Annotated in this window: 12 protein-coding genes; 8 read left to right on the forward strand and 4 right to left on the reverse strand. The window is 61.3% G+C overall.

Going from position 1 to position 13,843, the window contains the following annotated elements:
- Positions 1 to 13 precede the first annotated feature (13 nt).
- Positions 14 to 799 carry a 2-dehydro-3-deoxyglucarate aldolase gene (gene garL / locus PQQ96_RS17800; protein ID WP_408294307.1) on the reverse strand — a complete coding sequence of 262 codons (786 nt, stop codon included), beginning with the start codon at positions 797 to 799 and terminating at the stop codon, positions 14 to 16.
- A 226-nt stretch (positions 800 to 1,025) separates the two neighbouring features.
- Between garL and PQQ96_RS17805 the strand changes: the two genes are divergently transcribed.
- Positions 1,026 to 2,609 carry an aldehyde dehydrogenase (NADP(+)) gene (locus PQQ96_RS17805; protein ID WP_408294310.1) on the forward strand — a complete coding sequence of 528 codons (1,584 nt, stop codon included), beginning with the start codon at positions 1,026 to 1,028 and terminating at the stop codon, positions 2,607 to 2,609.
- 121 nt (positions 2,610 to 2,730) lie between these two features.
- Here PQQ96_RS17805 and PQQ96_RS17810 read toward each other — a convergent pair whose 3' ends face one another.
- The 3 genes from PQQ96_RS17810 to kdgD all read right to left on the reverse strand — a co-directional run bounded on the left by PQQ96_RS17810 (position 2,731) and on the right by kdgD (position 6,186).
- Positions 2,731 to 3,474 carry a FadR/GntR family transcriptional regulator gene (locus tag PQQ96_RS17810; RefSeq protein WP_408294311.1) on the reverse strand — a complete coding sequence of 248 codons (744 nt, stop codon included), beginning with the start codon at positions 3,472 to 3,474 and terminating at the stop codon, positions 2,731 to 2,733.
- A 198-nt stretch (positions 3,475 to 3,672) separates the two neighbouring features.
- Complete coding sequence (locus PQQ96_RS17815) at positions 3,673 to 5,025, reverse strand: MFS transporter (protein ID WP_408294313.1); 1,353 nt, start codon at positions 5,023 to 5,025, stop codon at positions 3,673 to 3,675.
- A gap of 243 nt (positions 5,026 to 5,268) precedes the next feature.
- Positions 5,269 to 6,186, reverse strand: a complete 918-nt coding sequence (gene kdgD / locus PQQ96_RS17820; RefSeq protein WP_120307990.1) for a 5-dehydro-4-deoxyglucarate dehydratase — start codon at positions 6,184 to 6,186, stop codon at positions 5,269 to 5,271.
- A gap of 215 nt (positions 6,187 to 6,401) precedes the next feature.
- On the opposite strand from kdgD, the gene garD reads away from it, so the two are divergent.
- The 7 genes from garD to PQQ96_RS17855 all read left to right on the forward strand — a co-directional run.
- Complete coding sequence (garD, locus tag PQQ96_RS17825) at positions 6,402 to 7,991, forward strand: galactarate dehydratase (RefSeq protein WP_408294317.1); 1,590 nt, start codon at positions 6,402 to 6,404, stop codon at positions 7,989 to 7,991.
- A 34-nt stretch (positions 7,992 to 8,025) separates the two neighbouring features.
- Entirely contained in the window at positions 8,026 to 8,868 is an 843-nt protein-coding gene (locus PQQ96_RS17830; protein WP_408294319.1) for an NAD-dependent epimerase/dehydratase family protein, read from the forward strand.
- Complete coding sequence (locus PQQ96_RS17835) at positions 8,865 to 9,797, forward strand: SMP-30/gluconolactonase/LRE family protein (protein WP_408294321.1); 933 nt, start codon at positions 8,865 to 8,867, stop codon at positions 9,795 to 9,797. Before PQQ96_RS17830 ends, PQQ96_RS17835 begins: the two co-directional genes overlap by 4 nt.
- A 621-nt stretch (positions 9,798 to 10,418) precedes the next feature.
- The gene (locus PQQ96_RS17840; RefSeq protein ID WP_074287792.1) at positions 10,419 to 11,411 is read left to right on the forward strand and encodes a TRAP transporter substrate-binding protein; all 993 of its coding nucleotides are present in this window, start codon (positions 10,419 to 10,421) and stop codon (positions 11,409 to 11,411) included.
- A gap of 138 nt (positions 11,412 to 11,549) precedes the next feature.
- Entirely contained in the window at positions 11,550 to 12,029 is a 480-nt protein-coding gene (locus PQQ96_RS17845; protein ID WP_408294339.1) for a TRAP transporter small permease, read from the forward strand.
- Between the two features lie 7 nt (positions 12,030 to 12,036).
- On the forward strand, positions 12,037 to 13,389 hold the full coding sequence (locus tag PQQ96_RS17850; protein ID WP_408294324.1) for a TRAP transporter large permease: 1,353 nt from the start codon (positions 12,037 to 12,039) through the stop codon (positions 13,387 to 13,389).
- 73 nt (positions 13,390 to 13,462) lie between these two features.
- Positions 13,463 to 13,843, forward strand: a 381-nt coding sequence (locus PQQ96_RS17855) for a porin (protein ID WP_408294326.1), incomplete at its 3' end; no start/stop codon positions are given.

Below are 13,843 nucleotides of genomic sequence, written 5' to 3' on the forward strand. Positions count from 1 at the left end.
ACTTCCGGTCCGCCTATTTCTGCATGAAGTGTTTTTGAACGGTCTGCGCGGCGGTTTTCAGCAGCCCCATATCCGCACACACGGCGACGACGCGGCAGCCCATCGCGATATAGCGTTCCGCGTCGGCTTGCGCCGGCGCGAGGATGCCGCTCGGCTTGCCCGCGGCCTGCGCACGCTCGAAGACGCGCGCAATGGCCTGCTGCACGTCGGGATGACCCGGGTTGCCGATGTGGCCATAAGCAGCCGCGAGATCGGACGGTCCGACGAAAACGGCATCGACGCCGTCCACGGCGAGAATTTCGTCAATGTTGTCGACGGCCTTGCGGCTTTCGATCTGAACGATGACGCAGACGTTGTCGTTGGCGATGTCGAAGTAATTGGCGACCGTCGCATAGCGATTGCCCCGTTGGCTCACCGAGACGCCGCGAATACCCTGCGGCGGGTAACGCGTCGCGGCGACGGCGCGGGCCGCGTCTTCGCCGCTGTCGACGAACGGCACCAGAAAATTCGAGAAGCCGCTATCGAGGAGCCGCTTGATGAACACGCTGTCGTTGGCCGGCGGCCGCACCACAGGCGCACTCGGGCTGTCCTTGAGCGCCATCAACTGGGGGATCAGCGTCAGCACGTCGTTCGGCGCGTGTTCGGCATCCAGCAGCATCCAGTCGAAGCCGACAATGCCGAGCAGTTCCGTGACAATCGGACTGGCGAGGGAGGCCCAGCAGCCGATCAGGGTTTCGCCACCGCAGACGGCGCGGCGAAAGCTATTGGGTAAGGGCTGGTAAGGCGTGGCGGCTGTCATGGGATGTCTCCTCGGACTGCGATTAACCGGGCATGCTCTGATGGGGTGGGGCCAAACCGAATGTTATAAGTTGTCGTACCTCTAAATGAAGATTAGCACTGACCTGTTTGATTGTAACGGCCACGTAAACCCGAATTCCTCGTGTGACAAGGGTTTCGGGTTGCGCGCGGACCTCTCTGTGTTGTAGGATGACCTATATCTGAGACGTCCATCCAAGGAAAGCGAAATGTCTATTACCGGCGAAATGCTGATTGGTCGCAAAGCAGTGCGCGGCGAGGAAAAACCCTTGCGTGCGTTCAATCCCGCCACGGGATCCGACATCGCCGAGCCGGTGTTCGGCAGCGGTTCGGTCGCGAATGTCGAACTCGCCTGCGAACTCGCGCAGCAAGCGTTCGACCCATACCGGCATCTGCCGCTCAGCGTGCGCGCCGAGTTTCTCGATCGTATCGCCGATGGCATCACGGCGCTCGGCGACGCGCTGATCCAGCGCGCGCACGAAGAGTCGGGTCTGCCGAAAGCGCGTCTCGAAGGTGAGCGCGGCCGTACGACCGGCCAGCTCAAACTGTTCGCGCAAGTCGTGCGCGCCGGCCAATGGCTCGCCGCAACGCTCGATTCGCCGTTGCCCGAGCGTAAGCCTTTGCCGCGCTCCGACCTGCGGATGCAAAAGATTCCGCTGGGCCCGGTCGCGGTGTTCGGCGCCAGCAACTTCCCGCTCGCGTTTTCGGTGGCGGGCGGCGATACCGCTGCGGCGCTCGCGGCGGGCTGCCCGGTGGTGGTGAAGGCGCATCGCGCTCACCTGGGCACCTCCGAGATGGTCGGCCGTGTGATTCAGCAGGTTGCGCGAGACATGGACTTGCCTGAAGGCGTGTTCTCGATGATCGTCGGCGCTGGCAACTCCGTCGGTGAAGCGCTGGTTGCGCATCCGGCGATCAAGGCGGTGGGTTTCACGGGTTCACGGGCAGGCGGTACGTCGCTGATGCGCGTCGCGGCCGCCCGGGCCGAGCCGATTCCGGTCTACGCGGAAATGAGCAGCATCAACCCGGTGTTCCTCCTGTCGAATGCGCTGGCGCAACGCGGTGAGACCATCGCGCGTGGCTTTGTCGATTCGCTGGTGCTCGGCGCGGGGCAGTTCTGTACCAACCCGGGGCTGGCGATCGCTGTCGACAGCGAGGCACTCAAAGGCTTCGTTGCAACGGCGTCCGAGGCGCTGAGCGGCAAGCCCGCCCAGACCATGCTGACCGCCGGCATTCATGCGGCCTACGAAGAGGGCGAGGACAAGCTGGAGGCGACCCGGGGCGTCGAGGCGGTGGCGCGCGGCGTTGAGGCAACGGGGCCGACGCAGGCTCGCGCGGCCTTGTTCGTGACCGATGCGCTGACTTTCCTGTCCACGCCGGCTCTGGAGGACGAGGTATTCGGGCCTGCGTCGACGATCGTGCGTTGCAAGGACGAGCAGGAGATGCTGGCCGTTGCCGAACACTTTGCCGGTCAGTTGACCGCCACGGTGCAGATGGATAGCGCCGATCTACCGGCGGCGAAGAAGCTGGTGCCGCTCCTCGAGCGCAAGGCCGGGCGGATTCTGGTCAACGGTTTCCCGACGGGCGTTGAAGTTTCACACGCGATGGTGCACGGCGGCCCGTTCCCGGCCACGTCCGATAGCCGGGCGACGTCAGTGGGGACGACGTCGATCGAGCGCTTCCTGCGTCCCGTGTGCTATCAGGATTTCCCGGCCGATCTGTTGCCGGAGTCGCTGGCCGACGGTAATCCGCTGGACTTGTGGCGTCGCCGTGATGGCGAGATCACACGCAGCTAAACGATGCGTGAGCGGCGCCGAAGTGGGCGCCGCGTGAGATAAAAAATGGCCGGGATATTCCGGCCATTTTTTCTGCGTCCCGCGCGACGAATCAGCGCTTGCTCAGCGTCAGCGCAAAGAATTAGCTGTTTGCTTCAGCGGTTTCGTTGGCGCGCCGTAGCCGCTCGCGGCTGTTGGACAGGTGCATGCGCATTGCCGCGCGCGCCCCTTCGGCATCGTGCCGGGTGATCGCCTCGAGAATGCTTTCGTGCTCCAGGTTGACGAGCGACAGATAAGCGTCGGGCTCGGCACGCGCGATTCCCGCCGAGTCGAGCCGGTTGCGCGGAATCAGCGCACTGCCCATTTGCGTCAGGATGTCGACGAAATACCGGTTGCCGGTTGCACGCGCCACGGAGATATGGAACTGCAGGTCGGCGTCGACGCTATCCAGCCCGTTGTGGCGGGTGGCTTCGATCGCGTCGAGCGCGGCGCGCATGCGCGCGAGGTCGTCCGGCTTGGCCCGTTGAGCCGCCAGACCCGCGCATTCCGTTTCGAGGCTGATGCGCAGTTCGAGAATCGAAAGCACGTCGCGCAACGTGGTGGCGGGCACCATGTCGATGCCCAGCTTTTCGCGCTGCGGTTCCAGCACAAAGCTGCCGATGCCGTGGCGCGTCTCAATGATCTTGCCCGCCTGCAAGCGTGAAATCGCTTCACGGATGACAGTGCGGCTCACGCTCAACGTAACCATCAATTGCGATTCGGTCGGCAGTTTGTCGCCGGGCTTCAAGGCGTTGGACGCAATTTGCTCGGTGACGTAGCTGACGACAAACTCGGCAAGATTACGCGCGCGTCGTGGCAGTACCGCGGATGCCAGTGGTGTAGCCATCGAAAACGCCCCTTAAATCAGATAGTTGCAGGTACTTCCTGTGATCCATTATACCGTCGTCTGACGACTGATTATATAAACGCCGGATCATTTTCGGTATCGATGTCAGACCTGGTGCCGATGCCCGGTTTCAGGCAGCTGACGGGCAAGCCGCGTTGTTCGGCGGCCGCCCGCGGAAGTACGATAACCGCCTGGCTGCTAGCCCTGGCGCAGTTCGACCCGTTTGATGTCTTTCACGATCACGAGGTAGCTGAACACCGTCAGCAAGGCGTTCAGGCCGACGAAAACCAGCGCGCCGTTGAACGACCCGGTCGTCGCGACGAGATAGCCGATCACGATGGGCGTCACGATACCGGCGACATTGCCGAACATATTGAAGATGGCGCCCGACAAACCGAGTGCCTCCTTCGGCGACGTATCCGCCACGACGGCCCAGCCGAGCGCGCCGATGCCTTTGCCGAAGAATGCGAGCGACATGAGCGCGACGACGATCCAGTCGGTCGACACGTAGTTGCAGCCGATGATGCACACCGACAGCAGCATCCCGCCGACAATCGGCACCTTGCGCGCGATCGTGAGCGAATGTCCGCGCCGGATCAGCCCGTCGGACAGGATGCCGCCGAGCACGCCACCGGAGAATCCGCAAATCGCGGGCAGGGATGCCACCAGGCCCGCTTGCAGAATCGTCATGCCGCGCGCCTGCACGAGGTAGATCGGAAACCAGGTCAGGAAGAAGTAGGTCAGCACGTTGATGCAGTACTGCGCGAGATAGACGCCGAGCAGCATGCGGTTGCTCAGCAGTTGACGCACCAGTGACCAGCCGCCGGCGCCGGCGATGTCCTCAGCCCGGGCTGCTTTCTTGTGCCCGTTCACCACGCCGCCGCCCTGTTCGATGTAGTCGAGTTCGGCGCGCGAGACGCGTGGGTGGTCGGCGGGATTCTTCATCACCTTCAGCCAGGTGAGGGCAAGTAACAGTCCGGTCGCGCCCATGACGAGGTAGACCGTATGCCAGCCGAACGCATGGGTCAGCCATGCCATCAGCGGCGTGAAGATCACCGCCGCGAAGTATTGCGCTGAATTGAAGATGGCGGAGGCGGTGCCGCGTTCGTTCGTGGGGAACCAACTCGCGACAACCTTGGCGTTGGCCGGAAACGCTGGCGATTCAGCCGCACCCATTGCGAAGCGCAGCACGAACAGCGCGGTCACGGCTGCGGCTGCGCTACCCAGCAGACCGATCGAGCTTTGCAGCAGCGTGAACAGTGACCACAGGAAAATGCTCGCCGCGTAGACGCGCCGCGCGCCGAAACGGTCGAGCAGCCAGCCTGCCGGCAATTGCGACAGAACGTAGGCCCAACTGAACGCGGAGAAGATGTAGCCCATCTTGATCGCGTCGAGGCCGAACTCGGCGCGCATCGCGGAGCCGGTCACCGAAAGCGTGGCGCGGTCCGCGTAATTGAGCGTCGTGATCAGAAAGATCAGCAGCAGAATCGCGTAGCGGACTTTGGTTCGTTTCGCAGCGTGGGCGGGGCTCGCCGTGCGGCTCATTTCCATGCTTGTCTCCTGAATCTTTTACAAGGGAGTGAACTCCCAGGCGTCGGGCCGCAATCGGCGCTGCCGGCTGCTCGGACCGTCGCTCCTTCGCGGGAAGCGCGAGGCGTAGAGGCAGCAAAAAGCACGGTAAAGACCGCAGTACCAAACCGCAGTCAAAAAACGCCCGGCGACGTTGCCGTCCCGGGCGCCCTGTGCGGTGCCGTGCGCGCGACCCCGGTTCGCACGGCCTCGCGCCGTACTGCGTTACTGCGCGCCGAGCTTCTTGATCAGCACGTCGAGTTGCGCCATCTCGTCTTCGGTCAGATCGGTCAGCGGTGCGCGCACCGGACCCGCGCTGTGGCCGACCAGCTTCGCGCCGGCCTTCACGATGCTGACCGCGTAGCCCTGGCGGCGGTTACGGATCGCAAGATACGGCAGGAAGAATTCGTCGATCAGCTTGCCGACGGTCGCGTGGTCGTCCGCGGCAATCGCGCGGTAGAAGTCCATCGCGGTCTTCGGGATGAAGTTGAACACGGCCGACGAGTACACCGGCACGCCCAGCGCCTTGTAGGCTGCGGCGTAGACTTCAGCGGTAGGCAGGCCGCCGAGGTACGAGAAGCGGTCGCCGAGGCGGCGGCGGATCGACACCATGTTCTCGATCTCACCCACGCCGTCCTTGAAACCGATCAGGTTGGGGCAGCGTTCGGCCAGCCCTTCGAGCATGTCGGCGTTAAGCTTGGAGTTCGCGCGGTTGTAGATGATCACGCCCATGTTCGGCACGGACTTGCAGACTTCTTCTGCGTGGGCCGCGATGCCTTCCTGACACGCTTCGGTCAGGTAGTGCGGCATCAGCAGAATGCCGTTCGCGCCGTGACGTTCGGCTTCCTGTGCGTAGGCGATCGCCACGCGGGTCGGGCCGCCGGCGCCGGCGAGGATCGGTACCTTGCCCTTGCAGACTTCCGTTGCCGTGCGCACGACGTTCGAGTAGTCGTTATGCGTGAGCGAGAAGAATTCGCCCGTGCCGCCGGCGACGAACAGCGCCGAAGCGCCGTAAGGCGCGAGCCATTCGAGGCGCTCGGCATAGGTATCGGCGCGGAAATCGCCTTGTTCGTCGAAGTCGGTAACGGGGAAGGACAGAAGGCCTTCGGAAACGATCTGTTTCAGTTCTTGCGGTGTCGTCATGATGAGTATCCAGGGCGTCGAATTGGGGCGGTATTGAGAAATGGAGATTTCTTATACGTCATCGTACAACAACAAATCGGCTAACTCAACGGTGTTTTCACGGCATAATGCACGCCATAGGGTAAATACGGAACGTCCAAGTCATCTTTCATGTTGTAGGATGACGTATGAATGGATGATGCAGCAGGCGTGAAACCGCCATAAGGATCGATGCAATGGAACAAACCCCGCTCTACATTCGCGTTCACCCCAATGACAATGTCGCAATCGTCGTCAACGACGGCGGTCTGGGTGAGGGCGCCGTGTTTCCCGATGGCATTGCGCTGCGCGAGCGTGTTCCGCAAGGGCACAAAGTCGCGCTGGCCGATCTCGCGGAAGGCGACGAGGTCATCCGCTACAACGTGGTGATCGGTTACGCGCTCAAGGCCTTGCCGAAGGGCAGTTGGATCAACGAACATGTGATCCGCATGCCGAGTCCGCCCGGACTGGAAGACCTGCCGATCGCGACCATCAAGGCGCCGGAGATGCCGCCGCTGGAAGGCTTCACGTTCGAGGGCTATCGCAATGCCGACGGCTCGGTGGGCTCGCGCAACATCCTGGCGATTACGACCACGGTGCAATGCGTGGCCGATGTGGTTCAGCATGCGGTCACGCGCATCAAGGCCGAACTGCTGCCGCGCTACCCGAACGTCGACGATGTCGTGAGTCTCGGGCACACCTATGGTTGCGGCGTCGCGATCGACGCGCCGGACGCGATGGTGCCGATCCGCACCGTACGCAACATCAGTCTGAATCCGAATTTCGGCGGTGAAGTGATGATGGTCAGCCTCGGTTGCGAGAAGCTGCAGCCGGAACGCCTGATGCCGCCGGGCACGATCCCGATTGCCGCTGCTGCGAATGTCGCCGAAGTGGCTGACATCGGTGACGTCGAGGCCGATCTGAACGGCGACGTGGTGGTGCTTCAGGACGAAGCGCACGTCGGCTTCCAGTCGATGATCGAGTCGATCATGAGAATGGCCGACGGCCATCTGAAGCGGTTGAACAATCGCCGCCGCGAGACTTGCCCGGCCGCTGATCTGGTGGTCGGTGTGCAATGCGGCGGCAGCGATGCATTTTCCGGGCTGACGGCGAACCCCGCGGTGGGTTTCGCGACCGACTTGCTGGTGCGCGCCGGTGCGACGGTGATGTTCTCCGAAGTCACTGAAGTGCGCGACGGTGTCGATCAACTGACGGCGCGCGCGGCCAACGCGGAGGTGGCGGCTGCGATCATCCGCGAGATGCAGTGGTACGACGATTATCTGAAGCGCGGCGGCGCGGACCGTAGTGCCAACACGACGCCGGGCAACAAGAAGGGCGGCTTGTCGAACATCGTTGAAAAGGCGATGGGTTCGATCATCAAGTCGGGCAACTCGGCCATCTCCGGCGTGTTGTCGCCAGGTGAAAAGGTCAAGCAGAAGGGCCTGATTTACGCGGCCACACCGGCCAGCGATTTCATCTGCGGCACGTTGCAGGTGGCGGCAGGCATCAACCTGCATGTGTTCACCACGGGCCGCGGCACGCCGTACAGCCTCGCGGAAGTGCCCGTCATCAAGGTCGCGACGCGCTCCGATCTCGCGCGCCGCTGGCATGATCTGATGGACATCAACGCCGGTACCATTGCAACCGGCGTGGCGACGATTGAAGACGTGGGTTGGGAGCTGTTCCGCCTGATGCTCGACGTCGCAAGCGGACGTAAGGAGACCTGCGCGGAGAAGCTCAAACTCCATAATGCGTTGACGCTGTTCAATCCGGCGCCGGTGACCTGACAGTACTAATAGTAATCACGATAAAGACCAGGACATGACTGACTCGAACCTTGACCGCACGGCGGCGCAGAAACCTTTCCGCCGTCTTCTGCTCACCGGCGCTGCCGGCAATCTTGGCAAGCAGTTGCGCGGTGCGCTCGCCGCGTGGGCCGACGTCGTGCGCGTCACCGATATCGCGCCGCTCGGCGACGTGGCGGCACACGAAGAAGCGTCGATCGTGGACCTCGCGGACGAGGCCGCCGTTCACGCGCTGCTCGAAGGCGTGGATGCCGTTGTTCACCTTGGCGGCATTTCCATCGAGGCGCCGTTCGAAGATCTGCTCGAAGCGAACATTCGCGGCCTGTACAACCTCTATTCGGCGGCGCAGAAGCAGGGCGTGAAGCGCATCGTGTATGCGAGCTCGAACCATGCCGTGGGTTTTCATCCGACGACGTCGGTGGTTGATATCGATGCGCCGCTTCGTCCGGACAGCCTGTACGGCGTGACGAAGTGCTTCGGCGAATCGCTGTCGCGCTATTACTTCGATCGCTTCGGTCTCGAGACGGTGTGCCTGCGGATCGGCTCGTCGTTCGAGCAGCCGAAGAATCCGCGCATGCTCGTCACCTATCTGAGCTTCCGCGACTTTATCGAACTGGTGCGCTGCTCGCTGTTCACGAACCGGGTTGGGCACGCGATCGTTTATGGCGTCTCGGATAACCGGACCAAGTGGGTCGATAACACCAAGGCGGCATTCCTCGGCTTTCGTCCGCAGGACAGTTCGATCGAGTTCGAACACCTTTTCCCGGTCACGGCGCCCACCACCGATCTCGGTGATCCGACGCAGCATTTCCAGGGTGGCCCGTTCGTGCTGGCCGGACCGATGGAGCCGAAGCGGTGAGCGCCATGGCGAACCCGCGGGTGGAACGTGTCGAGGCGCCAGGGCAGGCGCCCGCGTCGGTCGGCGAGAGCCCGGTGTGGCGTGCCGCGGAACAGGCGCTCTACTGGGTGGATATTCCTGCGCAAAAGATCGTGCGGCTGCAGCCCGATTCGGGAGAGCGCGCCGAGTGGCAATTGCCGGAGAAGGTGGCGTGCATCGCCTTCGATCGTCGCGGCACGGTGCTGGCGGGCTGTGAAACGGGGCTCTTCGCGGTCACGCTGACTGAAGGCGCGCCCGGCGACGGCGAACCGGTAAAGGTGACGGGCAGAAAGCTCGCCGCGCCGGTCTTCGCGTTCGACGATATGCGCTTCAACGACGGCCGTTGCGACCGGCAAGGGCGCTTCTGGTCCGGCACGATGGTGCAGGACATGGCGGCTGCCGTTCCTGCGGGCGCGCTCTATCGTTTCGATGAGCGCGGTGTCTTGTCAGCGCCAGTCGTCGACGCCTTGATTACGCAGAACGGTCTGGCGTGGTCGCCCGATGGAACCACGATGTATCTGTCGGACTCGCATCCTCTGCGCCGGCAAATCTGGGCATTCGATTACGACATCGAAGCGGGCGAGCCGCGTAACCGGCGCGTCTTCGCCGACCTGCATGATTACGCCGGGCGGCCGGACGGCGCTGCGGTGGATGCGGATGGCTGCTACTGGATTTGCGCGAACGATGCGGGCTTGCTGCTGCGCTTTACCCCACAAGGCAAGCTCGATCGGCAGATTGCCGTGCCGGCCGTGAAGCCGGCGATGTGCGCGTTCGGCGGCAAGAACCTGGACACGCTGTTCGTGACGTCGATTCGCCCCGCGACTGGCGCGAGCGAACACGACGGCCATCTCTTTGCTGTTCGCCCCGGCGTGAGCAGCCTGCCTGAGCCGGAATACGCGGGCGAACTCTGAAAAGCGACGTGTGTGAAAGGAGTGGCGTCGGCAATTAGCATGCCGGCGCCAAACAGTGGCAGCCTTTTATTCATCACTTGTCGTACAACATAGTGGCATAAATGCCACTTTCGAGTCATCTTCCTCTCTACGAAAAATATAAAGCCACGAGACACGGATTCTGCTCGATTTCCCTTCTGTATTGCCTTTTAGCCTGTTTTCGGCCCGGAAACTTTTACGTTAAACCTGCTGTGGTGCGGGTAAATACCGGCTGTACAACTCAGATTACGTTTTATAGACTTCATATGTCGTCGTACAACATATGAGCCCAAACAAACTCCTTTCGAGATAGCTTTGTCGGTTGGACAAAGAGGGCAGCGTTTTCTGCGCGCGTGACCCACTCGCGCGAGGTTCACACCGATGCAGTCGAAGTAAAGAAGTCGAGTTGTCCGAGAGGAGTGCTGAGGATCTGTGTCGGGGATATCGCGCAGGCCAGTACGTTAAAACTCTCGCCACCCGAAAGGGCGGTGATCGTACGGCAGAGAAAAATGAGCGGCATTTTTCTTGAGCCGGGAGACGCATTAAAACCATGTCGCAGCATCCGCAACCGATTGGATGATCTATTTTTCAAGGAATGTCACGATGAACAAGAAGTTTGCCTCTTCCCGTGTCTCGATGATTGTCGCGGCCTCCGTGCTGGCGTTCAGCACCGTGTCGGCTCACGCGCGCGTGTTTCGTGTGTCGGACGTGCATGGCGACACCTATCCGACCAATATGGCCGTGAAATACATGGGTGAAGAAATCAGCAAGGCAACCGGTGGCAAAGATTCCGTGAAGGTCTTCGGCAACAGCGCGCTGGGTTCTGAAAATGACACGATCGATCAGGTGCGCATCGGCGCACTGGACATGGCGCGCGCCAACGGTGCGGCGTTCAACGAGATCGTCCCCGAATCGATGATTCCGTCGCTGCCGTTCCTGTTTCGCGACATCGACCATTTCCGCAAAGTGATGTACGGCCCGGAAGGCCAGAAGATTCTCGACGCCTTCACGGCGAAGGGCATGATCGCGCTGACGTTCTATGAGAGCGGCGCGCGCTCGATGTATGCGAAGAAAGCCATCCATTCGCCCGCCGACATGAAGGGCCTCAAGGTGCGCGTGCAGCCTTCGGACCTGATGGTCGATGAAATCAAGGCGATGGGCGGCACGCCGACGCCGATGCCGTTTGCCGAAGTCTATACGGGCCTGAAGACGGGCCTCGTGGATGGCGCGGAAAACAACCTGCCGTCGTACGAAGAGACCAAGCACTTCGAAGTCGCGCAGGTCTATTCCGAAACCCAGCATTCAATGACGCCGGAAGTCCTGGTGTTCTCCAAGAAGGTGTGGGACACACTGACGCCACAGGAGCAGGAGATCATCAAGAAGGCGGCGGCTGACTCGGTGCCTTACTACGAGAAGCTGTGGACCGCGCGCGAAGCCGATGCGGCCAAGACGGTCACCAAGGGCGGCGCGACGATCATTGCCGCCGCGCAGATCGACCGTCCTGCTTTCGTGAAGGCGATGCAGCCGGTCTGGGCGAAGTACGAGAAGACGCCGCAAATGAAGCAGATCGTCGACGAAATCCAGGCAGTCAAGTAATTCGGAAGTAGAGCGGCGGCGAAAGACCTTGCAGGAAGTGCTGCAGGCCTTTGCCGCCGCGCGGGTTCCTGATCCGGTGATGGCTGGCAGGAATCCTGAAGATTAAGAATAAATCCGTTGTATGCAAGGATGGGGTCAATGAGATTCATGAAACGCCCAAATGATTTTCTCTTCCGCGTGCTGGTGATCCTGGCGTCGGTGAGTCTCGCCACGCTGTGCCTGTTGGTGATTTATAGCGTCGTAATGCGCTATGTCTTCAGCGATGCACCGGATTTTGTCGAACCCATTGCCCTGTTGCTGGTGATTGTGATCGCCATGTTCGGCGCCGCGCTGAAGGTTCGCGAGGGTGGCCATATCGGGCTGGATTCGCTCGTCAAGAAATTGCCGCCGAAAGGCCAAGTGCTTGCCCACGCATTCCAGCATCTCTGTCTGATCGTGCTGGCCGTGGCGATCTTCTTCGGCTGCTGGCAGATGGCGGAGACGACCATGGACGACAAGATTCCGATTCTGGGCCTTCCGGAAGCGCTTCGTTACGTCATTCCGATCATTGCCAGCGCCTGCATCGCACTGTTCTCATTTGAGAACCTGCTGGGGCTTTTCGCACAGAAACAAAAATAGAAGAATCATGGAACTTGCCATCCTCTCAGTTAGTTTCCTCGTTTTCCTCGTATTCGGGGTTCCTGTTTCGTTTGCGTTAGGACTCTCGTGCGTCCTGACCTATCTATATGAAGGCTTGCCGGCGGCCACTGCCATGCAGTCGATGATTTCGGGCATGAACGCGTTTTCGTTCCTCGCGGTCCCGTTCTTCATTTTCTCCGGCGAGTTGATGTTGCACGGCGGTATCGCCGACCGCATCCTGCGTTTCGCGCAGGCCACGGTGGGCCATTTCCGCGGTGGGCTCGGCATGGCGAATGTGGTCGCGTGCACGTTGTTCGGCGGCGTGTCCGGTTCGCCGACGGCAGACACGTCCGCGATGGGCGGCGTCGTCATTCCGCTGATGAAGCGCGAAGGCTATAGCGCGGCCTATGCGGTCAATGTGACGACCCATTCCTCGCTGGCGGGCGCGCTGATGCCCACCTCGACGAACATGATCATCTATGCGTTCGCGGCCCAAGGCATCACCGGGACGTTGAACGGTCAGCAGTTGAGCGGTGTGTCGATCGGCGATCTGTTGTTTTCGGGTTTGTTGCCGGTTCTGTGGGTGATGGGTTTCGTGCTCATCGCCGCGTACTGGCAAGCGGTCAAGTTCGGCTATCCGCGCCGTCCTGACGGTTCGACTGAATTGCAGCGCTTTCCCGGCTGGTTCGCGGTGGCCCGCACGTTCCTCGGCGCCTTGCCCGGCCTGATGGTGATCGCGATCATTCTTGTTTGCGTGGCCAAGGGCATTGCTACAGCGACGGAGGCCGCAGCCATTGCCGTGGCTTATTCGCTGGTGTTGACCATCGTCGTTTATCGCTCGATGACGATGAAGAAGCTCTTTCATGCGCTGTCCAAGGCGGCTAAAACCACTGGCGTGGTGTTGCTGCTGATCGGTGTGTCGAACATGCTGCGCTATCAGATGGCCTATCTGGAGATTCCCGACGCAATCGAACGCATGCTCGACGGTGCAACGAGTCACGCCTGGTTGATGCTGCTTTACATCAACATCCTTCAGATCTTCCTCGGCACGTTCGTCGACATGGCCGCGCACATCCTGATCACTACGCCGTTGTTCCTGCCGATGGCGATGCATGCCGGTGTTGGCCCGGTGCAGTTCGGGATCATGATTTTGCTGAACTGTGCATTGGGCCTCGTGCATCCGCCGATCGGTTCGGTGCAGTTCATCGGCTGCGCGATCGGCAATGTGTCGATAGGTGAAACCACCAAGGTGGCATGGCCTTATTACCTGGCTATCTTCAGCGCGATCAACATTGTGACCTACGTACCGCTGTTTTCGACGTGGTTGCCTAGCCTGATCAATGGCCATCCGGTGTTTTGAACGCTTGATCAAGAGTCGGCGCCGGTGAGGCACTGCCAGACATAAAGAAGAAGTTTTTTACAAAGGAGCAGAAATGAAAAAGGCATTAGCAACCTCGGCCCTTGGGTTGGTCGCCCTCGGCGCGCACGCTCAGAGCAGCGTGACGTTGTACGGTATCGTCGATACGGGGATCGGCTATCAGAGCAGCCAGACGTCGCTCGGTTCGACGAGTGGCGGTCACTCGGTGGTCAAGATGATCAACGGCATCTGGGCAGGTAGCCGCTTCGGCCTGAAGGGCGCCGAGGATCTGGGCGGCGGCACGAAGGCGATCTTCCAGTTGGAAGAAGGCTTTAACAGTGCAACCGGCGCGCAGTCCGTCTCCGGTCTGGCGTTCAACCGGCAAGCCTATGTCGGCCTCGCGAACGCCACGTACGGTTCGTTCACGGCTGGCCGCCAGTACACCTCGTACTACACG

The sequence above is a fragment of the Paraburkholderia sediminicola genome, assembly GCF_046027825.1.
In the GTDB taxonomy this organism is placed as follows: Bacteria; Pseudomonadota; Gammaproteobacteria; order Burkholderiales; family Burkholderiaceae; genus Paraburkholderia; species Paraburkholderia sediminicola_D.

Bases quoted from the DNA above. Each gene is read 5' to 3' on its own strand.
- garL (WP_408294307.1), bottom strand. From the start codon at position 799: ATGACAGCCGCCACGCCTTACCAGCCCTTACCCAATAGCTTTCGCCGC.
- PQQ96_RS17805 (WP_408294310.1), top strand. From the start codon at position 1,026: ATGTCTATTACCGGCGAAATGCTGATTGGTCGCAAAGCAGTGCGCGGC.
- PQQ96_RS17810 (WP_408294311.1), bottom strand. From the start codon at position 3,474: ATGGCTACACCACTGGCATCCGCGGTACTGCCACGACGCGCGCGTAAT.
- PQQ96_RS17815 (WP_408294313.1), bottom strand. From the start codon at position 5,025: ATGGAAATGAGCCGCACGGCGAGCCCCGCCCACGCTGCGAAACGAACC.
- kdgD (WP_120307990.1), bottom strand. From the start codon at position 6,186: ATGACGACACCGCAAGAACTGAAACAGATCGTTTCCGAAGGCCTTCTG.
- garD (WP_408294317.1), top strand. From the start codon at position 6,402: ATGGAACAAACCCCGCTCTACATTCGCGTTCACCCCAATGACAATGTC.
- PQQ96_RS17830 (WP_408294319.1), top strand. From the start codon at position 8,026: ATGACTGACTCGAACCTTGACCGCACGGCGGCGCAGAAACCTTTCCGC.
- PQQ96_RS17840 (WP_074287792.1), top strand. From the start codon at position 10,419: ATGAACAAGAAGTTTGCCTCTTCCCGTGTCTCGATGATTGTCGCGGCC.
- PQQ96_RS17845 (WP_408294339.1), top strand. From the start codon at position 11,550: ATGAGATTCATGAAACGCCCAAATGATTTTCTCTTCCGCGTGCTGGTG.
- PQQ96_RS17850 (WP_408294324.1), top strand. From the start codon at position 12,037: ATGGAACTTGCCATCCTCTCAGTTAGTTTCCTCGTTTTCCTCGTATTC.